23 protein-coding genes are annotated in these 24,528 nt (G+C 63.0%); 9 read left to right on the plus strand and 14 right to left on the minus strand.

Annotated features, from left to right (window positions below; all coding sequences use genetic code 11):
- Positions 1 to 130: 130 nt before the first annotated feature.
- The 3 genes from AC3WJW_RS27410 to AC3WJW_RS27420 form a co-directional block, all read right to left on the minus strand.
- The gene (locus tag AC3WJW_RS27410) at positions 131 to 2,374 is read right to left on the minus strand and encodes a TonB-dependent siderophore receptor (protein WP_493728164.1); all 2,244 of its coding nucleotides are present in this window, start codon (positions 2,372 to 2,374) and stop codon (positions 131 to 133) included.
- Between the two features lie 107 nt (positions 2,375 to 2,481).
- The gene (locus AC3WJW_RS27415) at positions 2,482 to 2,970 is read right to left on the minus strand and encodes a GFA family protein (protein WP_493728165.1); all 489 of its coding nucleotides are present in this window, start codon (positions 2,968 to 2,970) and stop codon (positions 2,482 to 2,484) included.
- A gap of 45 nt (positions 2,971 to 3,015) precedes the next feature.
- Complete coding sequence (locus AC3WJW_RS27420; RefSeq protein WP_493728166.1) at positions 3,016 to 3,420, minus strand: PaaI family thioesterase; 405 nt, start codon at positions 3,418 to 3,420, stop codon at positions 3,016 to 3,018.
- Positions 3,421 to 3,678: 258 nt separating this feature from the next.
- On the opposite strand from AC3WJW_RS27420, the gene AC3WJW_RS27425 reads away from it, so the two are divergent.
- The 3 genes from AC3WJW_RS27425 to AC3WJW_RS27435 all read left to right on the plus strand — a co-directional run bounded on the left by AC3WJW_RS27425 (position 3,679) and on the right by AC3WJW_RS27435 (position 6,873).
- A complete protein-coding gene (locus tag AC3WJW_RS27425; protein WP_116579211.1) occupies positions 3,679 to 4,563 on the plus strand; it encodes a LysR substrate-binding domain-containing protein in 885 nt (294 codons plus the stop codon).
- A 100-nt stretch (positions 4,564 to 4,663) separates the two neighbouring features.
- Positions 4,664 to 5,773 (plus strand): agmatine deiminase, encoded by a 1,110-nt coding sequence (gene aguA / locus AC3WJW_RS27430; RefSeq protein ID WP_493728167.1) that lies wholly within the window; start codon positions 4,664 to 4,666, stop codon positions 5,771 to 5,773.
- Between the two features lie 2 nt (positions 5,774 to 5,775).
- The gene (locus AC3WJW_RS27435; protein ID WP_493728168.1) at positions 5,776 to 6,873 is read left to right on the plus strand and encodes an extracellular solute-binding protein; all 1,098 of its coding nucleotides are present in this window, start codon (positions 5,776 to 5,778) and stop codon (positions 6,871 to 6,873) included.
- Between the two features lie 99 nt (positions 6,874 to 6,972).
- On the opposite strand, the gene AC3WJW_RS27440 is transcribed toward AC3WJW_RS27435, so the two are convergent.
- From AC3WJW_RS27440 to AC3WJW_RS27465, 6 genes are all read right to left on the minus strand, one after another.
- Positions 6,973 to 7,590, minus strand: a complete 618-nt coding sequence (locus tag AC3WJW_RS27440) for a DNA-3-methyladenine glycosylase family protein (protein WP_493728169.1) — start codon at positions 7,588 to 7,590, stop codon at positions 6,973 to 6,975.
- Positions 7,591 to 7,594: 4 nt separating this feature from the next.
- Positions 7,595 to 8,407, minus strand: a complete 813-nt coding sequence (locus AC3WJW_RS27445) for an isocitrate lyase/PEP mutase family protein (RefSeq protein ID WP_493728170.1) — start codon at positions 8,405 to 8,407, stop codon at positions 7,595 to 7,597.
- A 35-nt stretch (positions 8,408 to 8,442) separates the two neighbouring features.
- The gene (locus AC3WJW_RS27450; RefSeq protein WP_493728171.1) at positions 8,443 to 9,525 is read right to left on the minus strand and encodes a bifunctional transcriptional activator/DNA repair enzyme AdaA; all 1,083 of its coding nucleotides are present in this window, start codon (positions 9,523 to 9,525) and stop codon (positions 8,443 to 8,445) included.
- A 70-nt stretch (positions 9,526 to 9,595) separates the two neighbouring features.
- Positions 9,596 to 10,552 (minus strand): Dyp-type peroxidase, encoded by a 957-nt coding sequence (locus tag AC3WJW_RS27455; RefSeq protein WP_493728172.1) that lies wholly within the window; start codon positions 10,550 to 10,552, stop codon positions 9,596 to 9,598.
- Between the two features lie 32 nt (positions 10,553 to 10,584).
- A complete protein-coding gene (locus AC3WJW_RS27460; protein WP_493728173.1) occupies positions 10,585 to 11,205 on the minus strand; it encodes a LysE family translocator in 621 nt (206 codons plus the stop codon).
- 91 nt (positions 11,206 to 11,296) lie between these two features.
- Positions 11,297 to 12,193, minus strand: coding sequence for a DMT family transporter (locus AC3WJW_RS27465; RefSeq protein WP_493728174.1), 897 nt, complete (start codon positions 12,191 to 12,193; stop codon positions 11,297 to 11,299).
- Positions 12,194 to 12,282: 89 nt separating this feature from the next.
- Between AC3WJW_RS27465 and AC3WJW_RS27470 the strand changes: the two genes are divergently transcribed.
- The gene (locus tag AC3WJW_RS27470; protein WP_493728175.1) at positions 12,283 to 13,614 is read left to right on the plus strand and encodes an aminotransferase-like domain-containing protein; all 1,332 of its coding nucleotides are present in this window, start codon (positions 12,283 to 12,285) and stop codon (positions 13,612 to 13,614) included.
- An 86-nt stretch (positions 13,615 to 13,700) separates the two neighbouring features.
- Entirely contained in the window at positions 13,701 to 14,288 is a 588-nt protein-coding gene (locus AC3WJW_RS27475; protein WP_493728176.1) for a LysE family translocator, read from the plus strand.
- Between the two features lie 183 nt (positions 14,289 to 14,471).
- Here the strand turns inward: AC3WJW_RS27475 and AC3WJW_RS27480 are convergent, their stop codons facing one another.
- From AC3WJW_RS27480 to AC3WJW_RS27500, 5 genes are all read right to left on the minus strand, one after another.
- Positions 14,472 to 15,305: an AraC family transcriptional regulator gene (locus AC3WJW_RS27480; protein ID WP_493728177.1), complete on the minus strand. Its 834-nt coding sequence runs from the start codon at positions 15,303 to 15,305 to the stop codon at positions 14,472 to 14,474.
- Between the two features lie 33 nt (positions 15,306 to 15,338).
- Positions 15,339 to 15,842 carry a VOC family protein gene (locus AC3WJW_RS27485; protein ID WP_102700582.1) on the minus strand — a complete coding sequence of 168 codons (504 nt, stop codon included), beginning with the start codon at positions 15,840 to 15,842 and terminating at the stop codon, positions 15,339 to 15,341.
- 103 nt (positions 15,843 to 15,945) lie between these two features.
- Positions 15,946 to 18,435, minus strand: coding sequence for a TonB-dependent siderophore receptor (locus AC3WJW_RS27490; protein WP_493728178.1), 2,490 nt, complete (start codon positions 18,433 to 18,435; stop codon positions 15,946 to 15,948).
- A gap of 99 nt (positions 18,436 to 18,534) precedes the next feature.
- Complete coding sequence (locus AC3WJW_RS27495) at positions 18,535 to 19,518, minus strand: FecR domain-containing protein (RefSeq protein WP_493728179.1); 984 nt, start codon at positions 19,516 to 19,518, stop codon at positions 18,535 to 18,537.
- Positions 19,515 to 20,039 (minus strand): sigma-70 family RNA polymerase sigma factor, encoded by a 525-nt coding sequence (locus AC3WJW_RS27500; protein WP_429517432.1) that lies wholly within the window; start codon positions 20,037 to 20,039, stop codon positions 19,515 to 19,517. The genes AC3WJW_RS27495 and AC3WJW_RS27500 overlap by 4 nt, the downstream gene beginning before the upstream one ends.
- A 281-nt stretch (positions 20,040 to 20,320) precedes the next feature.
- On the opposite strand from AC3WJW_RS27500, the gene AC3WJW_RS27505 reads away from it, so the two are divergent.
- From AC3WJW_RS27505 to AC3WJW_RS27520, 4 genes are all read left to right on the plus strand, one after another.
- Positions 20,321 to 20,569, plus strand: a complete 249-nt coding sequence (locus tag AC3WJW_RS27505) for a transmembrane sensor/regulator PpyR (protein ID WP_493728180.1) — start codon at positions 20,321 to 20,323, stop codon at positions 20,567 to 20,569.
- Positions 20,569 to 21,723, plus strand: a complete 1,155-nt coding sequence (locus AC3WJW_RS27510; protein WP_493728181.1) for an NnrS family protein — start codon at positions 20,569 to 20,571, stop codon at positions 21,721 to 21,723. The genes AC3WJW_RS27505 and AC3WJW_RS27510 overlap by 1 nt, the downstream gene beginning before the upstream one ends.
- A gap of 172 nt (positions 21,724 to 21,895) precedes the next feature.
- Positions 21,896 to 22,351 (plus strand): (2Fe-2S)-binding protein, encoded by a 456-nt coding sequence (locus AC3WJW_RS27515; protein WP_007976259.1) that lies wholly within the window; start codon positions 21,896 to 21,898, stop codon positions 22,349 to 22,351.
- A 7-nt stretch (positions 22,352 to 22,358) separates the two neighbouring features.
- Positions 22,359 to 24,527 carry a xanthine dehydrogenase family protein molybdopterin-binding subunit gene (locus AC3WJW_RS27520; protein ID WP_493728182.1) on the plus strand — a complete coding sequence of 723 codons (2,169 nt, stop codon included), beginning with the start codon at positions 22,359 to 22,361 and terminating at the stop codon, positions 24,525 to 24,527.
- Position 24,528 lies beyond the last annotated feature (1 nt).

Raw genomic sequence — 24,528 nt, forward strand, 5'->3', positions numbered from 1 at the left:
TCAGGCACCCCTTGTTTGACTGTCCAGCCGCCATCGCGAGCAAGCTCGCTCCCACAAGGTTTGCGGTGATCAAACGCTTAACTGACTGGCATTAGGCCTTTCTGGCCGGTTTTTTGTCAGGTCTTCAGCTTCAGAAATCCCACGTGGTGGTCAGCATCACGTTACGCGGTTCGCCGTAGTACGTGGTGTCGAAGTTGCCCAGGCCCGTCAGGTAGCGTTTGTCGAAGACGTTGTTGGCGTTGACGGTGAAGCTCAGGTTCTCGTTGAACTGGTAGCGGCTCATCAGGTCGACGAGGGTGTATCCGCCTTGCTTGATGCGGGTGTAGTCGCCCACGGTCGGGCTGTAGATCTTGCCGTAGAACGCGCTCTGCCAGCTGATGCCGCCTCCGATGGTCACCTTGTCCAATGCGCCGGGCAGGCGGTAGGTGGTGAACGTACGCACGACGTGTTCCGGTTTGCTGGTGGACAGCGGGAAGCCGAAGATGCGCTGTTCATCGGCGTCACGGGTGCGGGCGTAGGTGTAGCCGGCCGACACGTTCCAGCCTTCGGCCAATTCACCGGCCAATTCCAGCTCCACGCCTTTGGTGGTCGCGCCGTCAACGGCTTTGTAGATACCTTCGTTGGTCACCGGGTTGGTGCCGATCGATTCGGCGAGGTTGTCTTGCTCGATGCGGAAGAAGGCCAGGCTGGCATTCAGTCGCCCGTCGAAGTAGGCGGCTTTGAGGCCGGCTTCGTAGCTGTCGCCTTCGACCGGTGCCAGGGTCGAACCGTTGCTGTCCTTGTAGGTTTGCGGCTGGTAGATGCTGGTGTAGCTGGCGTAGGCCGAGTAGGTGTCGTCCAGGTCATAGACCACACCGGCATAAGGCGTGACCACGCCATGCTCCTTGTAGCTGGCATGGGTGTCATCGAGTCCCGCACCCGGATAGTACGAATAGTCTTCGTTGTACTTGAAGGTGCTCAAGCGGCTGCCGAGGATGATCGACAGGTCATCGGTCGCGTGCAGGCGCGTGGCCAGGTACAGGCCGTTCTGGCTTTGGGTGCGTTCGTACTTGCCGTTCTTCGGGAAGTCCTGTTCCGGCAGATCGCCATTCCAGTCGTAAATGCTCCCGGGGACCATGGCGAAGGCGCTGGTGTCGAAGGTCGCGCCGGTCTGGCGTGAGTGGGAGGCCATGAAGCCGGCCACCAGTTCATGCTCGCGGCCACCCAGGGAGAAGGGGCCGGTGACGTTCACGTCAGCGGTGTTTTGCACGCGGTGACCTTCCCAGCGACCCCAGTACAGGAACATGCCTTCGCCGGTGGCGCGGTCCGGGTTGCCGCCACTGGCCGAGGCCAGGCGAGTGTCGTGATCGGTGGTTTTCTGGTCGACGGTGGCCTTGAACGTCCAGTCATTGGCCAGGGCCTGTTCCAGGGAGGCGAAGTAGGTGATGTCGTCGAAGTCGCGACGACTCCAGTCGGCGCCCGGGTTGAAGTGACGCGGGAAGTCGGTACGGCCGCCGTCCGAGAAGTACACCGGGTTGCCGGTCCAGGACGAACCTCGCGGGGTGGCGCTGGACTTGTCGACGCCGAAGGTCAGCAGGGTGTCGGGTGTCAGGTCGGCTTCGAGGACGCCGTAGAACAGGTCCTTCTTCTGGCTGTAGTGATCCTGGTAGGAGTTCTTGTCGGAATAGGCGCCGACAAAGCGGCCACGCACGCTGCCGGAATCGTTCAGCGAACCGGAAATGTCGCCGACGCTGCGATAGGCATCCCACGAACCGACGGTGCCGCTGATCGACGCCTTGAATTCCTTGGTCGGCTTCTTGCGGATCAGGTTGACGGTGGCGGACGGGTCGCCCGAACCGGTCATCAGGCCGGTCGCACCCTTGACGATTTCGATGCGGTCCAGGCTGGAGGCGTCGTCGCCATTGCTGGGGTTTTCACCGTAGACGCCGTCATACGGAATGTTGATGCCGTCGTACTGGAAGTTGGTGATGGCAAAACCACGGGCGGAAAACTCGGTGCGGTCACTGTCGTACTTCTGCGTCGAAATGCCGGGGGTGTTGCGTAGCGCGTCGCCGATGGTCTGCACGCCGCGGTCGTCCATCTGCTGGCGGGTGATGACGGTCACCGATTGCGGCGTTTCGCGGATCGACAGGGGCAGGCCGGTGGCCGAAGACGTTGAGCCGGTGGTGTAGGAGTGGGTGCCTTCGGTGGTGGCGCCCAGCGCCTGGGCGGAAATGTTCGTTGCGCCCAGTTGCAGTACGCCGTCGTCTTTCGCCGGCTTCTTCTCGGCATCGGTTTCAGCGGCGTGGGCGGTGAGGCTCAGCAAGGCGGCGGGCAGGGCCAGGGCCAGAGGGCACAGGGCAAAACGGAAACGGGCGACAAGCGGGTGCGACATGGGGATCCCTTTGCATCGAATCGATCGGTAGTTGAAGTGCTTCTGAGGGGTTAACCGAACGAAACATGCAAAGGGGAACTGCCGCCTGAAAAAATTGATAATTATTCTCAGCGAGCCAGGCCGAGACGCTGATGCCACTGGGCGATGGATTCTTCAGGGTACAGATCGAACTGCTGATCCCCGGGCTGCACCTGGACCTCCACCCACGGCGCTTTCGAGCCGAGCATCAGGTGCGTGTGCTCCGGCGGCACCGGCAGCGGTGTGTCGATGGCGGAGGCGAACGGGTGAATCAATTCCGGCCACTGCGGGCTGAACAGCCACAGGCCCGAGCCGCAGACCGCACAGAAATGCCGCTCGGCGCTGCTGCTGTGGGCACGTTTGTCGCCGTCTTCCTTGAGCCGCGCATGGTAAATCGCGATGTGCTTGCGCCCGCGCACCTTGAGGCTGGCGGCATCGCCCCCGAGGTTGATCGCATAGCCGCCACCGCCCTGGGTCTTGCGGCAGATCGAGCAGTAGCAACGCTGGTACGGGTAGGGGTGGGCGCAGGTCAGGCTGAACAACACCGCGCCGCAATGGCAGGAACCTTCGAGTTGCATGGGAGCCTCCGGCTGTCTTGAGCGTACCCGGGACAGCCTAGACCCTTAGCGTGACTCGACAGGCACCAGAATCGCGTCGCCGGTCGCCACCAGTTTCAACTGATCGCCGGTTTGCGCGAACAACTCGGCGCGGACGAATACCTGTTTCTTGCCGGCCTTCACCACGTGCCCCCGGGCGATGAACACTTCACCCACCGCGGGCGAAAGGCAATTGACCGAGAAGTGCGAGGCCAGCACGTTGCCCGCCACGGTGCCGGCGGCAAAACCGCAGGCGGTATCGAGCATCGCGCCAATCAGGCCGGCATGCAGGAAGCCGGCGTATTGCGCCATGTCGGCTTCGCGAAAAGCCAGGGTGAGCTCGGCTTCGCCGCTTTGTGCGCGGGTCACTTCAATGCCCGCCCAGCGGTTGAAGGCCGAGGTCGAGTTGATCTGTTTGAGTGTGTCGAGCATGGTGGATCCCTCCGGTTGAGGCTTCAACATGCGCCGGGTGCGGGGGAGTGTCATCGTTGATCAGCCCGCGTGATAGCGCGGTGACTTTATGGTGAATATGCTGGCCCCATCGCGAGCAGGCTCGCTCCCACAGTGGATCTGTGTTCGACGCGCCCCCTGTGGGAGCGAGCCTGCTCGCGAAGAACGATAACGCGGTCCTACTGGACGCCCGGCAAAGGCCAAGTCAGCATGTCCCCCTCGAAACCGGGACACGACCTGATGCGACGATTACCTTCCCTGGCAGCCCTGCGAACCTTCGAATGCGCCGCCCGCCATGCCCATTTCGGCCGGGCGGCGGCCGAGTTGTGTGTCACCGACAGCGCGGTCAGCCACCAGATTCGCCAGCTCGAGGAGCAGCTCGGTGTGCCGCTGTTCGTGCGCGAAGGCCGGCAGATTCGCCCGACCCTGGCCGCCGGGCGCCTGATGCAGAGTTTGCAGCAGGCGTTCGAACTGATTGGCGACGCCTGCGATGAACTGCGCGATCCTTCATCGCTCGCGGTGCTGCGTCTGGCGGTGACCGCCGAGCTGGCGCAAAAGTGGCTGATGAGCCGTCTCACGGACTTCTATGCGCGCTATCCGCACATCACCCTGCATCTGTACGAACAGCCGATCGACGCCACGGCCCCGGGGGAAGACATCGACCTGGCGATCACCTACGGCACCGGCCCGGTGGACAGCAGCGCGTATTTCGTCCGGCCGCTGCCGGCGTTGCAGTTCTTCCCGGTGTGCAGCCCCGGCCTGTTCAACCAGGGCTCGTTGAAAACCCCGAAGGACCTGGTCCGTCACTGCCTGCTGCACGACGACCAGGACGGCAAGACCTGGACCGCGTGGCTCACCAGCCATGCCGGTGACCAGCGCCCCGACCGCCAGCTGTATTTCGCCCATGCGGGGCTTGCGCTGGAGGCGGCGGCGCAAGGGCAGGGCGTGGCCATGGGCGACAACCTGACGGCCCAGGAAGATTTGCTCAGCGGCCGCCTGGTACGGCCGTTTACCTCGAGCATGACTGCCCTGGGCCAATACGCGCTGGTGTGCGAGCGGGTGCGGCTGGAACGTCCGGCCGTGGCGCAGATGCTGGAATGGTTCAACGATCAGTTGCTCGATTGATGAGTTGAATTCAAGTATTCCGAAATAATCATCGTTGGCGAGCCAGTCGCCAACGCCCTTAGCCTGTGGTCATTCCAATCCCTGCTGAAGAGGTTTGACCATGGCCCGTTTGCTCGACACCACTCCCAAACAGGACGGTTTCCGTCTGCCCGGCGAATTCGAAGCCAAGTCCGGTTGCTGGCTCGGCTGGCCGGAGCGCACCGACGTCTGGCGCAACGGTGCCAAGCCGGCGCAGAAAGTCTGGGTGCAGATCGTCACCGCCATTTCCATGAGCGAACCGGTCACCGTGTGCGCCTCGGCGGCACAGTTCGCCACCGCGCGCCGCCAGTTGCCGCCGCAGGTGCGTGTGGTGGAAATGACCTGCAACGACACCTGGTTCCGCGACAGCGGCCCGTGCTTCGTGGTCAATGACCAGCGCGGCGAAGTGCGCGGTGTCGACTTCGAATTCAATGCCTACGGCGGCCTCGACGGCGGCCTGTACTACCCGTGGGACAAGGACGACCAGATCGCGAGCAAGATCCTCGAAATCGAACGCTTCGACCGCTATCGCGCCCCCTTGATTGCCGAACTGGGCGGCATCCAGAGCGACGGCCAGGGCAGCATCCTCACAACCGAGCAGTGTTTGCTCAATCGCAACCGCAACCAGCATCTGGGCAAGGACGAAGTCACCCGTCGCCTGACCGACTACCTCGGCGCCGAGCAGGTGATCTGGCTGCCGCGGGGCTGCAAGTTCGACGAAACCGATGGCCACGTCGACGACCTCGCCTGCTTCGTGCGCCCCGGTGAAGTGGTGCTGCAATGGACCGACAACCGCGACGACCCGCAGTGGGAAATCTATCAGGAAGCCTATGACATCCTGCGCAGCACCCGCGACAGTCGCGGCCGCGAGCTGATCGTGCACAAGCTGCCGCAGCCGGACGTGCTGGAATGGACGGCCGAAGAAGCCGAAGGGCTGGACCAGCAGGACAGCACCCATACCCGCCAGGCCGGGACGAAGATCTGCGCGTCGTACATCAACTACTACGCCGGCAATAGCGCCATCGTGGTACCGATGTTTGGTGATCGCAACGACAAGGTGGCGCTGGCGACCCTGGCCGAGCTGTTTCCGAAACACAACATCGTCGGCATCGAAAACTCCCGGGAAATCCTCCTCGGCGGCGGCAACGTCGCATGCATCACCATGCCGCAGTACGCTGGCAAAGGAGTGTGACCATGGGCCTGCACAAACTGACTCAAGCAATACTGCTGGTGCTTTCACCCCTGTGTGTGCAGGCCGCCGACACCGCCAGACCGGTGGTCAACCTGTACATCTGGGGCGAGTACCTGGCCCCGGATACCCTGAAAAACTTCGAGGAAAAAACCGGCATCCATGTGGTGGCCGATCATTTCGACTCCCTGGAAACCGTCGAGACCAAGCTGCTTACCGGCCGCAGTGGCTACGACCTGGTGTTGACGGCGGGGCAGCACCTGTCGCGCGCCATCGAGAGTGGCGCGGTGCAGACGGTGGACAAGCAGCAACTGCCGCATTTCGCCGGCGTCGGCGAGGAGTTCCGCCAGCACATGGCGGTGTTCGATCCGGGCAACCGCTATGCCGGGATCTACGCCTGGGGCACCACGGGCGTGGGCTATCAGGAACAGGCCGTGAAACAGCGCCTGCCCGACGCGCCGACCGACAGTTGGGCGATGCTGTTCGACCCGGCCGTGGTCTCGAAATTCGCCGATTGCGGGGTCAGCCTGCTCAACGATCCCAATGAAGTGTTTGCGGCGGTCATGAAGTACATGGGGCTGGACATCAATCGCCAGAACCTCGACGACCTGAAACTCGCCGAGCAGCAACTGGCGAAGATTCGGCCGTACATTCGCTACTTCGACAACGACCTGAACATCAGCGACCTGGCCAACGGCAACACCTGCGTGGCGATGTCGTGGAATGGCAACGTGGGCATCGCGGCGGGCCAGGCCGAGGCGGCGGGCAAACCGTTTTCGCTCAAGTACCGGATTCCGAAGGAGGGCACGTTGATCTGGTTCGATGCCATGGTCATTCCCAGGGATGCGCCGCATCCAAAGGCCGGTCTTGCCCTGATGGACTACCTGATGACCCCGGAAGTGATCGCGCCGATCACCGACACCATCCATTACGCCAATGCGATCACGGCGGCGGATGGCTTGATCGACCCGGCGATCCGCAATGATCCGGGGACGTATCCACCGGCCGCGGTGAAGGCTTCGCTGTACAGCAAGAATGACAATGGCAAAGCGTTCAACCGGGCATTGATCCGGGCGTTCAGCCGGTTGAAGTCGGGGTTGTAAGATAAACCCGATTTTTGTAGGAGCTGCCGAAGGCTGCGATCTTTTGATTTTGCTTTTAAAAATCAAAAGATCGCAGCCTTCGGCAGCTCCTACAGTGGTCTAGCGGGTGGGCACCCGCCATAGATACCAGGCCGCCACCGTCCGGTAAGGGCTCCACGCCGAGCCGATCTCGATCATCTGCTTGCGTGTCGGCTGCACCTCCAGTCCCTTGAGCCGTCGATAACCCTCGCGCACGCCAAAGTCATCGGCCGGCAAGATGTCCGGGCGTTCCAGGCTGTAGATCAGCAGCATTTCCACCGTCCAGCGCCCGACGCCGCGTAACGTGATCAACCGTTCGATCAACGCTTCATCGTCCATGGCCAGCGCCGTGGCGTAATCCGGCACCACACCGTCCAGCGATGCCTGGGCGATACCCTGGATGGTCGCGATCTTGCTCGCGGAAAACCCGCAACTGCGCAATCGGTCGAAATCCGTGGCGACGATCTGTTCAGGCCGGGGAAAGGCACCCGAACCGAACAGCGCCAGCAGCCGCCCGACAATCGCATCGCCGGCCTTGGCGTGCAGTTGCTGATAGGCAATCGCCCGCACTAGCGACTCATACGGATCACGCGCCGCATGCGGCTGGTGCAGGCACGGGCCGATGGCGTCGATGTGGCGGCGCCAGTCGTCATCGATGGCGGCCAGGAACTCACTGGCGGCCCGATAGCCGTCGGCCATGGGCTCAGGCGTTCCCGGACGGTTTCAACAGGGCGTTGATTTCGCCATAGGTGAAAGCCTTCAGGTTGTGGCTGTCGAACTTGCCGGTTTGCAGAAAGCTTTGGGCGATGCCGGCCATGGCGCCGTAGAGGAACTCGGCGATGCCGGAGCCGGCGCTCAGACGGCGTACGCCGAGCGCTTCAAGCGCTTCGGGCGATGGCAGGCCCGGGAACCCCAGTACATTCAATGGCAGCGAGGTGCCATGGCACAGCGCCTTGATCTCGTACTCGGCGGTAACGCCCGCCGCAAACAGGCCATTGGCACCGGCCGCCTGATACAGCGCGGCGCGCCTGAGGGTTTCGGCGACGCGGTCTTCGGCAGGCACCAGGCCGCGCAGGTAGACATCGGTGCGCGCATTGATGAACAGGTTCACGTTACGTCGATCGGCCACCTGGCGCGCGGTTTCAATCTTGCGTACCAGCAACTCCGGCGGCGAGGAACCGTCCTCGATATTGATCCCGACCGCGCCGGCGGCGATCACCGCGTCAACCACCTGTGCCACCCGTTCCAGGTCATCGGAGTAACCGGCTTCGATGTCCACGGTCAGCGGCACCGAAATGACCCGGGCAATCGACTCGACGGTCGAAACCAGGCGCTCAAGGGGCAGGGTGTTGCCGTCCGGATAGCCATGCACCCAGGCCACCGCGGCGCTGCTGGTGGCCACCGCCTTGTTGCCCAGTTGCTCCACCAGCCGCGCCCCGGCGGCATCGGCGACGTTGGTGAGGATCAGCAAACCTTCGTGATGCAGTTGATGCAGTTGATTGTCGAGCCTGTCCATCGAGTTTCCTTCCTTATGAAAAGCCTGTGGGGGGATCAGAGCGCCAACTGCTCCGTGAGCTGCACCGCAGCGTTTTCCAGCCTGAGCAGAAACGCCTTGCGCGGCTGGCCTCCAGCGTAGCCGGTCAGCGAGCCGTCGGCGCCGATCACGCGGTGGCATGGCACGACAATCGATAAGCGGTTATGCCCGTTGGCCAGGCCCACCGCCCGGCTGGCACCGGGCTTGCCCAACGTCGCTGCAATGGTGCCGTAGGTGGTGGTCTGGCCGTAGGGGATCTTCGCCAGTTCAGCCCAGACGCGGCGGGAGAACTCGCTGCCGGGCATGTGCAGGGCAACGCTGAACTCAGTCAGCGTCCCGGCGAAGTACGCCGACAATTGCGCTTCGATCTGCTGCAAATGCGTGTTGTGCCCCGGGGCCACGGCGTAACCGAATCGGTTTTGCAACGCTTCGACCGAAGGGCTCAGTGAGGCCTGATCGAGAAACTCCAGCAACACTAGCCCACGCCGTTCGGCCATGGCGATCATCGGCCCCAGCGGCGTGGTCAGGCGCGTGAACAGCAGCGGCTCGCTGTTGGCCGCGCGGCCCGGGGTGATGTGAAATGACTTTTGAAAGGCATCGCGAAAGCCGCTCAGGGACTCGTAGCCGGAATCGAAGGCGACGGCGTCGATGGAGTCGCCCTGTTTGATCCCGCCCAACGCCGTGCCCAGGCGCCGGGCGCGCAGCCACGCGTGGAAGGTCATGCCGAAATGCTGCTTGAACCAGCGGCGCAGTTTCAGCGGCTCGATGCCTGCGGCCAGTAGCTGGGCGTCGGTCCAGCGCTGTTCCGGGTCGGCCTCTACCGATTTGAACAGACTCTGCACCCAGTCCGGCGCGCTGGCGGCGGTGTCCAGCGGTTTGCAGCGCAGGCAGGCGCGGTAGCCCGCCGCCAGGCATTGCTGCGCGTTGGCAAAGAACTCGACATTCTCAGGCTTCGGGCTGCGGGCGGTGCAGCCGGGGCGGCAGAAGATGCCGGTGGTCTTGACCGCCGTGAAGAACACGCCCTCGTAGGAGGTGTCTCGTTCGAGCATGGCGCGAACCATCTCGGCGCGGGGCGGGAGCAGCGTTTTTTGTAGGTTCATGGGCGCAGCATAGAGGGCGTCATGGGTGGCCTCCACCGGAAAATCGACAGCGAATTCCAGTTGTTTCCAATCAGGTGTGGGATGGCTCGCGATCGGCCAGTTCTTCCAGCAGATCGGCCGAAGGCACAAAGAACAAGCCGCCCGTGACTGCCGTGCTGAAATCCAGCAGGCGATCGTAATTGCCAGGCGGCTTGCCGACAAACATGTTCTCGAGCATTTGTTCCATAGGCTCGGGCGAACGGGCATAGCCGATGAAATACGTGCCGAACTCACCGGCACCGGGCCGGCCAAACGGCATGTTGTCGCGCAGGATTTTCACTTCCTGCCCGTCCTTGGTGATCGTCGTCAAGGCGCTGTGGGAGCAACTGGGTTTGACCGAGTCATCCAGTTCGATATCGGACAATTTCGTGCGCCCGATCACCCGTTCCTGAGCTTCGACGGAGAGCGCGTTCCAGTCCGTCATGTTGTGCAGGTATTTCTGCACCAGCACATAGCTGCCTGCGGCAAACAGCGGGTCTTCATCGCCGACCATCGTGAAGTGGGCAGCCTTGCGACCGACCGGGTTTTCGGTGCCATCGACAAAGCCGATGATGCTGCGCATATCGAAATAGCGAAAGCCCTGAACTTCATCGACGACCGTGACCGCGTCTCCAAGGGACGAGAGCAGTTGCGTGGCCAGTTCGAAGCACAGGTCCATCTGCTCGGCACGAATGTGCAGCAAGATGTCGCCCGGTGTTGCCAGCGCTCGACGTCCTTCGGCGCCGAACTCGCGAAACCCGTGCAGCGAAGCCGGGCGCGGGCTGCCGAACAAGGTGTTCCAGGCACTGGAGCCAAAGCCACAGATGCACGACAAATTGCCGGAGGGAACACGTTTGCCGACCGACCGCGTGAGGGCCGCGATGTCTGCACACCAGGCCCGCACTTTAGCGGCCGCATCGGCGCCGGGTGCCAATGTGGCGACGATGAAAATCGCGCTGCCGGTGATGGGGCTGCATACCGCTTGAGGTTCTGGTGTTGGGTGATCCATTGGCATTGCACTCCATGAGCAGGGGGGGATGTTCAGGCGCGTCGCGCCATGAGCAACACCGAAGCCGCCGCCGACAGCAACCCGGCGCAGCAGCGGTTGAACAGGCGCTTGCCGGATGGCCTGGCGAACCAGCGGCGCATATGCAGGCCCATGTAGGCATAGGCGCCGATGGCGATCCATTCCAGCACCAGGAACAGCGCGCCCAATACGACGAACTGCGGCGCAATGGCCTGGGTCGAGTCGACGAATTGCGGCAGGAAAGCGGTGAAGATCAGGATCGCCTTGGGGTTGCCGGCCGCCACCAGGAACTCCTGCCGGGCCAGTGCCAAGGTGCCCGCTGGCGCGCTGGTGACCAGGTTCTCGACAGCGGGATCGGCGCGCCACAATTGCCAGGCGAGGTAGAACAGATACGCCGCACCCAGGATCTTGATGGCGTAGAACAACAGCTCTGAGGTTTGCAGCACCACCGCCAGCCCCGCCGAGGCCAGGGCAATCATCCCGGCGAACGCCAGCAACCGGCCGATGCCGGCCACGCACGCGGTGCGGTAGCCATAGCGGGTCGAATTGCTGACCGACAGCAGGTTGTTGGGGCCGGGTGCCATGTTGAGGGCAAAGCAGGCCGGCAGAAACAGGGTGAGGGTGGCGAGGTCCATGGTCGGCTCCTGAAGCAAGAGCGCTATTTTTATCACAGCCCTGCGGTGGTCAGACCCATACAGTGATGGGCGTAAACCACCGTATCAGGGCTCATTTGGCGAATTTTTTCGCCCCGGCGACGCACAGGATCACCGCGACGGTCACACCCAGCATGCCAACGCTGACCTGTTCATGCAGCAGGGTCGCCGCCAGGGTCAACCCGAAAAACGGCTGCAGCAACTGCAACTGCCCAACCGCGGCGATGCCTCCTTGGGCCAGGCCGCGATACCAGAACACGAAACCGATCAGCATGCTGAACAGCGAGACGTACGCCAGGCTGAACCAGGCTGGCGTGCTGATGCCGCTGAACGAAGCCGGCATGCGCATCCAGCTCAGCAGCGCCACGACCGGCAGCGACAGCACTAGCGCCCAGGAAATCACCTGCCAGCCACCGAGGGTGCGCGACAGCTTCGCGCCTTCGGCATAACCCAGGCCACAGGCAAGGATCGCCAGCAGCATCAGGATGTCGCCCTGCGGGGAGGCGCTCAGCCCCTGGGACAGGGCAAAGCCGACCACCAACAGGCTGCCCAGCACCGAGAAAATCCAGAACGCCGCCCGTGGCCGTTCGCCGCCGCGCAGCACGCCAAATACCGCCGTCGCCAGGGGCAACAGGCCGACGAAGACAATGGAGTGCGCGGACGTCACGTATTGCAGCGCCAGGGCTGTCAGCAGGGGGAATCCGATGACCACGCCGAGGGCGACTATGATCAGCGGGACCAGTTGCTGGCGCGCCGGGCGTTTTTCCTTGAATAACCCCAGCAGGCACAGCGCCAGGATCGCAGCGATGGTCGCCCGCGCAACCGTCAGGAATACCGGGTCGAATTCCAGCACCGCCACCCTTGTCGCCGGCAATGAGCCGCTGAAGATCACCACGCCGATCAGGCCGTTGATCCAGCCGCTGGTGCTGTTTTCCAGCGTCCGGTGTTGCAGGTTCGAAGTCCGTTCCATTTGGCTCACGCTCATTGTCTGATTGCACGAAACCCATCGTATGAGCGAGTATCGGTACAATCAAAAAATTGTCATGGATACATCTCGACATGCCTCGATCCCGCTATAAAACGCTGGTGGATGCCTTTGCCGCCGACATCCGTTCCGGGTGTTTGCCGCCGGGCACGCGCCTGCCGACACACCGGCAACTGGCAACCGAGCACGGTCTGGCGCTGGTCACCGCCAGCCGGGTCTATGCCGAGCTGGAGGGCATGGGCCTGGTCAGTGGCGAAACCGGTCGCGGGACCTTTGTCAGGGAGACCTCGCTGCCGCCGGGGCAGGGTATTTCGCAGCACGTGGTGGCGGCGGGGATGATTGACCTCAATTTCAACTACCCGTCATTGCCCGGCCAGGCCGACCTGCTGCGCCATGCCTTGCGTCAACTGGCGCTGTCCGGTGACCTGGAGGCGCTCCTGCGTTACCAGCCCCACGCAGGGCGCCTGCATGAACGGGCCTCGGTCGCGCGTCATCTGGTCGAGCGCGGGCTGAACGTGCCGGCCGAGCAGGTGTTGATCGTCAGCGGTGCCCAGCATGGCCTGGCGGTGACGATGATGACGCTGCTCAAGCCCGGCGATGTCATCGCCGCCGATGCGCTGACCTACCCCGGGTTCAAGACGCTGGCCGAAACCCTGCATCTGGAAGTCTTGCCCATTCCGGTCACGGATTCCGGGCCTGATCTGCCCGCGCTGGCAAGACTCTGCCGCAGCCGATCGGTGCGCGCCGTTTATTCGATGCCGACCTTGCATAACCCGCTGGGCTGGGTGATGGACGCCGATCAACGCGAGCAACTGGTGGCGATAGCGCGCCAGCATGACCTGACGATCATCGAGGACGCCGCCTACGCCTTCCTGGCCGAAAACGTACCGCCACCCCTGGCCGAGCTGGCGCCGGAGCGAACGGTGTACGTGTCCGGTCTGTCGAAGAACATCGCCACTGGCTTGCGCGTCGGCTTTATCGCCGCACCCGTGCAATGGATCGCCGCGTTCGAGCGCACCATCATGGCGACCACCTGGAACACCCCCGGCGTGATGACGGCCATCGCCACGGCCTGGCTCGACGATGGCACCGTCCTCCAGCTGGAAGCGCAAAAACGTTCGGACGCCCGGGCCAGGCAAGCCCTGGCCCGCGAAGTGTTGGCGGGACTCAGGACCATCAGTCACCCCAATTCCTACTTCATCTGGTTGCCGTTGGCGGAAGACGCCCGGGCCGACCAGATCGCCATGGCGCTGATGCGTGAGCAAGTGTCGGTGTCGCCGGCCGAGCCCTTTGCGATTTCAGCCCATGTGCCCCACGCGATACGCCTGGCGTTGGGCTCGGTGGACATGGAGTCGCTGCGCATTGCCCTGACCAAGGTGAAAAGCGTCGTCGGTTATTACTCATAGCGCTGCAGGGCAGTTTTGTTCAATACGCGAATCGTTTGGCTCTTTACCTTGAGGGCCTTGTTCAACTCGATGGAAGAAGGTGTGCAATGAATCTGATGATGTCCATGGCGGCGTTTGCGCTGGTCGCGTCCATCACGCCGGGGCCGGTCAATATTGTGGCGTTGAGCGCCGGCGCGCGGTTTGGCTTCCGGGCCAGCCAGCGTCACGTGGCCGGGGCCACGCTGGGGTTTGTCCTGCTGTTGGTGCTGATGGGGCTGGGCCTGCATGAGTTGTTGCAACAGTGGCCGGCGTTGACGCAGTGGGTGCAATGGGCCGGCGTAGCCTTTCTGTTGTACATGGCCTTCAAGCTGACGGCCGACAATGGGCAGGTGCAAACCAGTGAATCGGCGCAGGCTCCGTCGATGTTGTATGGCGCCATCATGCAATGGCTCAACCCCAAGGCCTGGCTGGCCTGCGTGGCCGGCATGGGCGCGTTTGTCGCCGATGGCGAGGCACGTCTGGTCTGGCAGTTTGCCGCGATTTATTTGGTGATCTGTTATGTGTCGGTGGGTTGCTGGGCCTATGCCGGGACGTTTTTGCGCGGCTTTCTGAACAACCCGGTGGGGATGCGGTTGTTCAATCGGGTCATGGCGGCGTTGTTGGTGGTGAGTGCGGTGTATCTGGTGTTGCCGTAGCGAAAAAGCTTGCAACACAGCTTATGTGGCGAGGGAGCTTGCTCCCGCTGGGCTGCGTAGCGGCCCCCGCTTTTCTTCAGACAAATCTTGCATGCAGGTTTTGCGACGGCTTCGCCGCCGAGCGGGAGCAAGCTCCCTCGCCACAGATTTAACCGAACCACAGATCTAGGTAAACCTCGGGTATTACCCCCGATACTGCCCCGGTGTCGCCGCCAAATGCTGTTTGAACGCCCGTTGAAAATGCGCCTGATCGGCAAACCCCGCTTCCAGTGCCACGTCCGCAATCAGCTTGCCGCTGCGCAATTGATCCTGGGCAAACTGGATGCGCCGGTTCACCAGAAACGCGTGGGGCGTCATGCCGTAATGCTGTTTGAAGGCGCGGATCAGGTAGGACGGCGACAGTTGCGCGGCCTCGCAAATGACTTCGAGCCTGAGGGTTTGGGTGCAGTGGTCGCGGATGTAATCGGCGGCACGCTCGAGCTTGAAATTGGGTTCGCGCAGCGGTTGATCGACCGGGTTGAGTCGTAGCTGAACGTCAGTGAAATACTCCACGGCCACGCTGTGTTTGCGCAGCACATCCTGCTGGGGATCGACCAACACTTCATACAACTGCGCGAGGCCGGCAAACAGATGGACATCCCGCGTATGGGTCGCTGAAAAACAGCGAAACGCCGCGTCATCGCTGAACCCGAGCTGGTGCTGCAAATCGGTCAGCCACGGCGTATCGACGTACAGCATCAGGTACGACCAGGGCTGGTCTTCGATCGGGTTGCAGGCGTGGACGTCGCCGGGGTTCATCAGCACCACCGTGCCGGCGCTGACCTCGAAGGCTGACTGCTCATGGAGATAAGTGCTGCGCCCGGCGGTGATCGCCCCGATGGAAAAGTGTTCGTGGGCGTGCCGGGTGTAGCAGACCTCGCGCCCGTCGGCGATGGCGCGGGCTTCGATGAAGGGCAGGGCGTCATCGCGCCAGAAGCGCGGGGCCTTGTCGGCGTTCTTGGCAACGGCGTGCTTCATGCTCACTCCTCGGCAGGTCAGCGCCCGAGTGTATTAGCTCTCGCCGTCAAAGGCTCGTTGCAGTGTGGCGATATCGAGTTTTTTCATTTGCATCATCGCCTGCATGGCCCGCTGGGACTTTTTCGTGTCGGGGTCTTTGATCATGTCCATCATCGCGACGGGGACGATCTGCCACGACAGCCCGAACTTGTCCCTGAGCCAGCCACATTGCTGGGCCTCGGGTGCGCCACCGGCCGACAGGTTGCCCCAGTAATGGTCGACTTCTTCCTGGCTCAGGCAATTGACCTGAAACGAAACCGCCTCAGTGAACTTGAACAGGGGGCCGCCGTTGAGGCCGGTGAAACTCTGGCCGTCGAGCTCGAAACTGACGGTCATGACCGAGCCTTCGGGCCGGCCGTGGAACTCGAAACCGGCGTGGCCGTAATGGGTGACGGCGGTGATTTTCGAATGGTCGAAGATCGAACAATAGAATTTCGCCGCTTCTTCGGCCTGATCGTCGAACCACAGGCAGGGCGTGAGTTTTTGTACGCGTTGCATGGCGGACACTCCTCGGCAGGTTATGCATGCAGGAATACAGCGTAGCCAGCCTGAGTGGGGTCGGCAGTACCGTAGATCGCCAAACAGCCGTTTCAGGGCGCGGTCAGAACGCCCACCGGGTGGTCAGTTGCACGGTGCGCGGTTCGCCATAGAACCCGGTGCCGAAGTTGCCCAGCCCGGTGTAGTAGGTTTTATCGAACAGGTTCTTCACGTTCAGCGTAGTGCTCAGGTGCTCGTTGAAGCGATAGCGCGCCATCCCGTCCACCAGGGCGTAACCCGGTTGGGTGATCGTCGTGTACTGACCGAAGTTCACCGTATCGGTGGGGTCGGGACGGAACACCTTGCCGAAGAATTCGCTTTGCCAGTTCACGCCGGCGCCGACGGTGAGCCCGTCCCACGCGCCTGGCAGGCGGTAGGTGCTGAAGACCCGCACCAGCTGTTCCGGTGCAGTGGTTTGCAGCACCGAACCGTAGACGTAATCGCCCTTGGCATCGCGGGTGTGGTTGTAGGTGTAGCCGGCCGACAGGTTCCAGCCGTCGCGCAACTCGCCGGCCAGTTCGAACTCGAAGCCTTGGGTGGTGGCGCCCTGGACGGCGCGGTACACCGACTCGGTATCAACGCCGCTGACATATTCGGCGATGTTGTCCTGTTCGATGCGGTACAGGGCGAAGCTGGTGTTCAGGCGTCCGCCAAAGTATTCGGCCTTGATGCCCGCTTCAAGACTTTTGCCCTGTACCGGATCGAGCAGTTGCCGGTTGGCATCCTTGCTCATTTGCGGCTGATAGATGCTGGTGTAGCTGGTGTACACCGACCAGGTGTCGTCGAGATCATAGACAAGCCCGGCGTAAGGCGTGACGACACCGCTCTGGCGATAGCTGTCGCGCAGGTCGGCGCTGTGCGGGTCACTGTAGTCCAGGTCGTCGTGTCCGCTGAAGTTGCTGACGCGCGCGCCGAGGATCAGCGCCAGGTCGTCGACGGGTTTGAGCCGGGCGGCCAGGTAGGCGCCGGTCTGGCGCTGGACGATGTCGTCGCTGCCCACCCGCGGGATCTCGGGTTTGGCAAACTCGCCGCGCCAGTCGAAGATGCTGCCGTCCAGAGGCGGGTACACCGAGCCGTACACCGGGATGTCCTGGCGCGTGTTCATCGACATGAACCCGGCGATCAGTTCGTGCTCGCGACCTGCCAGGGTGAACGGACCGCTCAGGTTGACGTCGACGTTGTCCTGCACCTGGTCGCCCTTGAACTTGCCCATGTACATGAACATGCCGTCACCGCTGACCGGGTCCGGGTTGCCGCCACTGGCGGAGGCGAGGAAGGTATCGTGCTGGCGGTGCTTGCGGTCGTAACTGACCTTGAATGCCCAGTCGTTGGCCAGTTGTTGCTGCACGGTGGCGAACAGCGTCTGGTTGGTGAAATCGCGACGGCTCCAGTCGGTGGCCGGGTTGAAGGAACGGGAGAAATCGCTGCGCGAACCGTCGCTGTAGTACATCGGAAAACCGGTCCAGCTGGCGCCCCGGGAGCGGGTGTCTTGCTGGTCGATACCGAGGGTGACGAGGGTGTCCGGGGTCAAGTCGGCTTCGACAATGCCGTAGGCGATGTCCCTGGTGTTGCGGTAGTGATCGATGTAGGCGCTGCGCTCCTGATAGACCCCGACCAGGCGCCCGCGGACATTGGCGCTGGCGCTCAACGGTCCGGAGATATCGCCTTCGCTGCGATAGTTGTCCCAGGAGCCGACGGTGCCGCTGACCGAGGCTTTGAATGCCGGGGTCGGGCGCTTGCGAATCAGGTTGACGGTCGCCGAGGGATCGCCCGCGCCGGTCATCAGGCCGGTCGCGCCCTTGATGATTTCGACGCGGTCATAGGGGGCCATGTCGGTGCTGGTGGTGCCGTAGTCGTAGACACCGTCGTAGTCGGTATTGACGCCGTCGTACTGGAAGTTGGTGATCGGCAGGCCACGGCTGGAAAACTCCCAGCGCTCGCTGTCGTAGTTTTGCACGCTGATGCCGGGCGCGCGGCGCAGGGCGTCGACGATGCTGGTGGCGCCCTGGTCGTCCATGAGTTGGCGGGTGATGACGGTGACCGATTGCGGCGTCTCGCGCAGCGACAGCGGCAGGCCGGTGGCTGAAGACGTCGAGCCGACGGTGTAGGCGTGGGAGTCTTCGCTGATCGTCCCGGGGGCCTGCCCGGAAATGTTGGTCGCCCCCAGTTCCAGCGCATCTTGTGCCACGGGGGCGGCGTGCAGCACATACCCGCCGCTCCCCTGGCGTTGCGCTTGCAAGCCGCTGCCTTGCAGCAGTCGTTGCAACGCTTGCTGCTGACTGTAGACACCGTTGAGGCCAGGGCTGCGTTTGCCGGCAGCGAGTTCATTGTGTCCGGCGAGGAAAATTCCGGCCTGTTCGGCAAAACGGTTGAGCACGCTCACCAGCGATCCGCCGGCGATTGCGTAATGGCGTGTCTGGCTGCCGGGTTGTTCGCTCTCGAGGAGAGGGGCGGCTTGACTGCGGGACACGTCCAGGCCCGGCAGGACCACCGCCAGCGCCAGCACCAGCGGATGCAAGGCGAAGCGCTGGCGGGTAAGGGTGGCGCGCGGCATGGAGTTCCCGGAAGTCGGATCAATCTGCATTCGAAGTGCTTGAAGGATTAACCGAACGAAAAAGGCAAAAGGGAACCGACGCGCCGGAAAAAAACCTCATCAGGTTTTCGGGCCTACGTTGACCCACCACTCCAGCGGCTTCTGCACCCGGACCGGCAATGCCGCTTCCAGCAGGCGCAAGGCCTGGTCGGTGTCCTTGAGCGGGAACGCACCCATGACCGGCAGGCCGGCCACCGCCGGGTCACATCCCAGATGCCCGGGGCGATAGCGGCTCAGTTCTTCGAGCAACTGCCCCAGCGGCAGGTTGTCCGCCAGCAACAGGCCGCGGCGCCAGGCTTCGCGGCCGGCCGACGCCGCGGTCGGTGTCGGCGTGTGGTCTTGTGTAAAACACAACTGCTGTCCGGCCTTGACCACCTGCACCTGACCCTGGGTGGTGCGGACTTCAACTGCGCCTTCGTAGACATTCAACAGCGTTTGCCGGTCTTCCTGGCGCACGCTGAAACGCGTACCCAGCGCGCGCAGGCGGCCCTCGACGGTTTGCACCACCAGTGGGCGATTCGTGTCGCGGGCGGTGTCGATCAACACCTCTCCGGCCTGCAACAGCAACAACCGTTGTTCGGTGTCGAAACGTACGTTCAGTGCACTGAGGGCGTTGAGCCAGATCCGGCTGCCATCGCTGAGCCGCGCTTCCCGGTTTTCGCCGGTGCCGGTGGAGAGGTCGGCGGTCCAGCGGGCCAGGGTCAGCGGCAGGGCGCTTTGCCGCCACGCGCTCCAGCCGAGCCAACTGCCCGACACCAGGACCAGCAGGCTCTTGACCGTCTGGCGGCGGCTGATGGAAGCGCGCCCGCTGTTGCGTAATACGTGGCCGGCCGCTTGCTGATGATTGTCCTGTAGCGCGGCAAAGCGCTGGCTCACACGCTCGACATAGTGCCACGCGGCCTGATGCTCGCCGCTTTGCGCCAGCCAGGCTTGCCAATGCTCGCGTTCCTGCTCGCTGGCGTGCTGGTCGTTGAGTTGCACGTACCAGCTGGCCGCCTGTTCGAGGCTGGCGTGGCTGATGGCGTGGGTGGCGGCGCGGGTCATTGAATCAGCAGGCCGTCGAGTTCGGCTTCGAGCATTGCGCAATGCATCAGCGCCTGGGCCAGGTACTTTTTCACCATGCGCTCGCTCACGCCGATTTCTTCGGCAATGTTTCGGTAGGGCAGTCCATGCACCTGCGCCAGAACGAACGCATCACGCACCCGCTGGGGCAAGCGCTGCAGCATGGCATCCACTTCGTACAGGGTTTCGACGATGATCGCCCGTTGCTCTGGCGATGGCTGGACGGCCTGGGGCTGCGCGGCCAGGGTCTCGAGCCAGGCCTGTTCCAGCTGGCGACGACGCCAGTGGTCAATGCACAGGCCGCGGGCGATGGTCGCCAGGTAAGAGCGTTCGTGGGTTTCCCCGTCAAACACCTGAGGACGCTTGAGCACCCGAATGAAGGTGTCATGGGCCAGGTCGGCGGCATCGAACGCATTGTTCAAGCGTCGGCGCAGCAACTCGTGCAGCCAGTGGTGGTGGCTGGCGTAGAGGTTCTGGACGCTGGAGGAGTCGGCAACCGTCATCGTGAGCACATGTCCATGGGCGATCCAAATGCTTATGTAAATAAGAATTGATCGCGATTAAAGCAAAAGGCCTATGACTGTGCAAATGATATTGGTTTGCTTTTACAGGGTTCGAATGAATTTGCAGTCTTTATGACACCTGTGTGGGTCATAAGGACTACTGCTGCTATGAGTCAAATTGACTGCGACTCCCTGAGGTCATTGATTTACCGGGAGTTACTTCATTGGCACGAAACATGAAGCAGGCCACGTACAACTGAACGCCTTCAGGAGTACGCAAAATGTCCGACTTCTTCAGCAACCCTCAGAACGTTCTTCAATTGTCTAGTCGTGGGCTCGGCTTTGGCCTGGCGATGCTGCTGGCCGGCATCTACGGTGCCTATCTCTACGACGGTCAGTTGTCGATCGTCGTGCTGGTGAGCCTGCACGCCATGACCATTCTCGGCCCGACCCTGTTGAAAATCGGTTATGTCATGCGCCTGCTTTCCCAATATCGCCTGAGCCGAGGCTTGGTCCGGGTGGTGGTTTGATGCGTAAGCTTGGCGCTGCAGCGCTTTTCAGTGTTGGTTTTCGGCCGTTCTTCCTGGCCGGGGCCGGTTTCGCCACCCTCGCCGTCGCGGTCTGGGCACTGTGGCTGTACGGCCGTTTGCCCCAGGCGCAGCCCGTGGGCGGCATGTTGGCCTGGCATCGACATGAAATGCCCTTCGGATTTGCCGCGGCCATCATTGCCGGGTTCCTCCTGACCGCAGTGCCGAACTGGACAGGTCGACCGGGGCTCAAGGGCTGGCCGCTGATCGGCCTGGTACTGGTGTGGCTGCTGGCGCGACTGGCCTGGTGCCTGCCGATGCCTGCATCCCTGCTTCTGGCCTTGCAGGTGCCTTTTCTGCCGCTGCTGGCGTGGGCGTTGGGGCGCGACCTGCTGACTGCGGGCAAGCGCGAGAATTATCCGATTCTGTTGATGGTGTCGCTGCTGGCCGGGTGTCAGGCGTTGACGCTGCTGGGGTTTGCCGTTGATGACGGCAACCTGCAGCGCCATGGCGTGCTGGCCGCCCTGTGGCTGGTGGGTGCGCTGATGAGTGTGATTGGCGGGCGGGTGATCCCGTTCTTTATCCAGCGCGGCTTGAACCGCCCGGCAACGGCTGCGGCCCTTCCGTTGCCGGGCAAGGTGCTGCTGGTCAGCGCCATGCTGGCGGCGCTGTCCTTTGCCGCCGGTTTGAATGACGTACCCCGTATGTGGCTGGCGCCGCTGTTTGCGTTGATCAGTGCTTTGCATCTACTGCGCCTGTGGCGCTGGCATGACCGCGGCCTGTGGCGCGTGCCGCTGCTGTGGTCGTTGTACCTGGCTTACGCCTGGCTCGCCGTGGCGACGCTGGCCATGGCGCTGTGGCACCTGGGCTGGCTGGCGCAACAAAGCCTGGCCACCCATGCGCTGGCCGTCGGCGCTATCGGCGGGTTGATTCTGGCGATGATCGCGCGGGTCAGCCTGGGGCATACCGGGCGTTTGCTGCAGCCGTCCGGGGCGGTCGTCGCGGGGTTTGTCCTGGTGTTGCTGGCGGGGGCGTGCCGGGTAGGGCTGGTGCCTTTTTCCGGTCTTGGATTGGCGCTGTCGGCGCTGCTGTGGTGTAGCGCTTTTGGCGTTTTTGTCTGGCGCTACACCGGGATTCTATTGGGGCCAAGGCTCTAGCGAAGGGTTCCAGGGCCGCCCATCGAGGCGGCCTTTGCATGACCGGTGGTCGATGCACCGAGGTCTGGCGGCAAATCTGCGCTTAGCTGAAGGGATAACCCGAGGCGCGCGCAGGTTGTACAAGGCTGCAGCGACGCCCCTTCAGATCACCGTGAGTCTGAGGAACCGCGCCATGCTCACCCTGAACATCAATGGCCAGGATCAGGAGCTGGATGTCCCCGCCGACATGCCGTTGCTCTGGGTCTTGCGCGATGTCGCCCACCTCACCGGCACCAAGTTCGGTTGTGGCATGGCCCAATGTGGAGCCTGCACGGTGCATGTCGACGGCGCGCCGCTACGCGCCTGCATCACACCGGCCACCGCCGTCGCCCATGGACAAAAGATTCTAACCATCGAGGGCCTGTCGGCGGACGGTTCGCACCCGGTGCAACAGGCCTGGGCGGAGCTCGACGTGGTCCAGTGCGGTTACTGTCAGTCCGGGCAGATCATGTCGGCGGCGGCGCTGCTGGCGAAAATTCCCAAACCGACCGACAGCGACATCGATCAGGCGTTGTCCGGCAACATCTGCCGCTGCGGCACTTACCCGCGGATTCGCGCGGCGGTCAAGCGCGCCGCCGAGCTGGGTTGAGGTGGCCATGAACAGCATCAACGCATTATCGCGGCGTGGTTTTCTCAAGGGCAGTGCTGTGCTGGGCGGCGGACTGGTGGTGGCGTTTGTCATGCCCGGCACCCATCGGTTCGCCATGGGTGCGGAAAATCAGGGCAAGGTGTTTGCGCCCAACGCTTTCCTGCGCATTGGCAATGACAACAGCGTCACCGTGTTGCTCGGCCATTCGGAAATGGGCCAGGGCATCTGGACCGGCCTGACCATGCTGATTGCCGAGGAACTGGACGCCGACTGGTCGAAGATCCGCGTCGAGCATTCCCCGGCATCGGCCGCCGACTACGGCATGCCCGGATTTGGCGGAATGCAGATTACCGGCGGCTCGACCTCGACCTGGATGGAATTCGATCGCTATCGTCAGGCCGGCGCGGCGGCGCGCTTGATGTTGATCGATGCCGCGGCCAAGCGTTTCAACGTTGCTCCCTCCGAAATTCATACAGAGTCGGGCGTGGTGGTTGCCGGTGAGCATCGCGCCACCTACGGCGAGTTGGCCGATGACGCCGGACAGCTGCCACCGCCGGACCCGGCCTCGATCAAACTCAAGGACGCGAAAGACTGGCGGCTGATCGGTAAACCCACAAAACGTCTGGACACACCGGAGAAAATCACCGGCCGGGCGAAATTCGGCATGGACGTGCAGTTCGAGGGGCTGATGACGGCGATGGTCGCCCGTTCGCCCACCTTCGGCGGCAGCGTCAAATCCTTTGAAGGCGCCGAGGCGCTGGCGATTCCCGGCGTGCACAAAGTGGTGCAAGTGCCGACGGGCATTGCGGTGATTGCCGATCATTACTGGGCGGCGAAGCTGGGGCGCGATGCGCTGAAAGTCGAGTGGAACCCGGGGCCAAACGCGGGGCTCAATAGCCAGGCGCTGCTGGAAAGCTTCCGCAAACTCGCCACCACCCCTGGCCTGAACGCCGGTCAGGCAGGCGATACCCCGGCTGCGCTGACGAAAGCGGCCAAGACCATCGACGCCGAATACAGCGTGCCCTATCTGGCCCACGCGCCGATGGAACCGCTCAACTGCACCGTGAGCATCAGCAAGGACAAGTGCGAAATCTGGACCGGCACCCAGTTTCAGACCCTGGACCAGATGGTCGCCGGGCAAATCACCGGGCTCAAACCCCAACAGGTCGAGATCCATACCGAGTTTCTCGGCGGCGGCTTCGGGCGCCGCGCCAATCCGACCTCGGACTTCGTCAGCGAAGCGGTGCATGTCGCCAAGGCCGCCGGGATGCCGGTGAAAACCGTATGGGCGCGGGAGGACGACATCCGTGGCGGCTATTATCGCTCGGCGTTCCTGCACCATGCGCGTATCGGGCTGGGTGCTGACGGCCTGCCGCTGGCCTGGAAGCATGTGATGGTCGGGCAGTCGATCATGGCCGGGACCTCGCTTGAAGCGAGCATGGTCAAGGACGGGATCGACAAGACCTCGGTCGAAGGCGTGGCCGATAGCCCTTACTTCGAAGGACTGGCCAATCACCAGATCGAACTGCACTCGCCGCAAACCGGGATCAGCGTGTTGTGGCTGCGTTCGGTGGGACACACCCACACCGCGTTTGTCATGGAGTCGCTGATCGATGAGCTGGCGACGGCGGCCGGCAAGGATCCGGTGGAGTACCGGCGCACCTTGCTCAAGGACCATCCGCGCCACCTCGGTGTGTTGAACCTGGCGGTGGAGAAGGCCAACTGGAAGGCGCCGCTGCCGGACGGCCATGCCTTGGGTGTGGCGGTGCATGAATCCTTCGGCAGTTACGTGGCCCAGGTGGCCGAGGTGTCCCAGGACAACCTCGCCATCCGCGTGCACCGGGTGGTGTGTGCGGTGGATTGCGGCATTGCGGTCAACCCGCAGAGCATCGCCGCGCAGATGGAGTCGTGCATCACCTTTGGCCTGAGCTTCGCCTTGCACAGCAAGCTGACGCTCAAGGACGGGCAGGTGGTGCAGTCCAACTATCACGACTATCAGGTGCTGCGGCTCAACGAAATGCCGGTGGTCGAAGTGCATATCGTGCCCAGCAATGAGAAACCCGGCGGTATCGGCGAAACCGGTGTGCCACCCACGGCGCCGGCGGTGGCCAACGCGGTGTTTGCCCTGACCGGGCAGCGCCTGCGCGAGCTGCCCTTGCAGCTGTCGGGGGTGTGAG

The organism is Pseudomonas sp. GW821-FHT07G06 (assembly GCF_058986625.1).

Excerpts from the sequence above, each read along its gene's own strand:
- AC3WJW_RS27505 (WP_493728180.1), top strand. The coding sequence starts at position 20,321 with ATGTCCGACTTCTTCAGCAACCCTCAGAACGTTCTTCAATTGTCTAGT.
- AC3WJW_RS27415 (WP_493728165.1), bottom strand. The coding sequence starts at position 2,970 with ATGCAACTCGAAGGTTCCTGCCATTGCGGCGCGGTGTTGTTCAGCCTG.
- AC3WJW_RS27480 (WP_493728177.1), bottom strand. The coding sequence starts at position 15,305 with ATGAAGCACGCCGTTGCCAAGAACGCCGACAAGGCCCCGCGCTTCTGG.
- AC3WJW_RS27490 (WP_493728178.1), bottom strand. The coding sequence starts at position 18,435 with ATGCCGCGCGCCACCCTTACCCGCCAGCGCTTCGCCTTGCATCCGCTG.
- AC3WJW_RS27420 (WP_493728166.1), bottom strand. The coding sequence starts at position 3,420 with ATGCTCGACACACTCAAACAGATCAACTCGACCTCGGCCTTCAACCGC.
- AC3WJW_RS27500 (WP_429517432.1), bottom strand. The coding sequence starts at position 20,039 with ATGACGGTTGCCGACTCCTCCAGCGTCCAGAACCTCTACGCCAGCCAC.
- AC3WJW_RS27425 (WP_116579211.1), top strand. The coding sequence starts at position 3,679 with ATGCGACGATTACCTTCCCTGGCAGCCCTGCGAACCTTCGAATGCGCC.
- AC3WJW_RS27495 (WP_493728179.1), bottom strand. The coding sequence starts at position 19,518 with ATGACCCGCGCCGCCACCCACGCCATCAGCCACGCCAGCCTCGAACAG.
- AC3WJW_RS27410 (WP_493728164.1), bottom strand. The coding sequence starts at position 2,374 with ATGTCGCACCCGCTTGTCGCCCGTTTCCGTTTTGCCCTGTGCCCTCTG.
- AC3WJW_RS27455 (WP_493728172.1), bottom strand. The coding sequence starts at position 10,552 with ATGGATCACCCAACACCAGAACCTCAAGCGGTATGCAGCCCCATCACC.
- AC3WJW_RS27515 (WP_007976259.1), top strand. The coding sequence starts at position 21,896 with ATGCTCACCCTGAACATCAATGGCCAGGATCAGGAGCTGGATGTCCCC.
- AC3WJW_RS27520 (WP_493728182.1), top strand. The coding sequence starts at position 22,359 with ATGAACAGCATCAACGCATTATCGCGGCGTGGTTTTCTCAAGGGCAGT.
- AC3WJW_RS27485 (WP_102700582.1), bottom strand. The coding sequence starts at position 15,842 with ATGCAACGCGTACAAAAACTCACGCCCTGCCTGTGGTTCGACGATCAG.
- aguA (WP_493728167.1), top strand. The coding sequence starts at position 4,664 with ATGGCCCGTTTGCTCGACACCACTCCCAAACAGGACGGTTTCCGTCTG.
- AC3WJW_RS27465 (WP_493728174.1), bottom strand. The coding sequence starts at position 12,193 with ATGGAACGGACTTCGAACCTGCAACACCGGACGCTGGAAAACAGCACC.
- AC3WJW_RS27445 (WP_493728170.1), bottom strand. The coding sequence starts at position 8,407 with ATGGACAGGCTCGACAATCAACTGCATCAACTGCATCACGAAGGTTTG.
- AC3WJW_RS27475 (WP_493728176.1), top strand. The coding sequence starts at position 13,701 with ATGAATCTGATGATGTCCATGGCGGCGTTTGCGCTGGTCGCGTCCATC.
- AC3WJW_RS27435 (WP_493728168.1), top strand. The coding sequence starts at position 5,776 with ATGGGCCTGCACAAACTGACTCAAGCAATACTGCTGGTGCTTTCACCC.
- AC3WJW_RS27510 (WP_493728181.1), top strand. The coding sequence starts at position 20,569 with ATGCGTAAGCTTGGCGCTGCAGCGCTTTTCAGTGTTGGTTTTCGGCCG.
- AC3WJW_RS27470 (WP_493728175.1), top strand. The coding sequence starts at position 12,283 with ATGCCTCGATCCCGCTATAAAACGCTGGTGGATGCCTTTGCCGCCGAC.
- AC3WJW_RS27450 (WP_493728171.1), bottom strand. The coding sequence starts at position 9,525 with ATGAACCTACAAAAAACGCTGCTCCCGCCCCGCGCCGAGATGGTTCGC.
- AC3WJW_RS27440 (WP_493728169.1), bottom strand. The coding sequence starts at position 7,590 with ATGGCCGACGGCTATCGGGCCGCCAGTGAGTTCCTGGCCGCCATCGAT.
- AC3WJW_RS27460 (WP_493728173.1), bottom strand. The coding sequence starts at position 11,205 with ATGGACCTCGCCACCCTCACCCTGTTTCTGCCGGCCTGCTTTGCCCTC.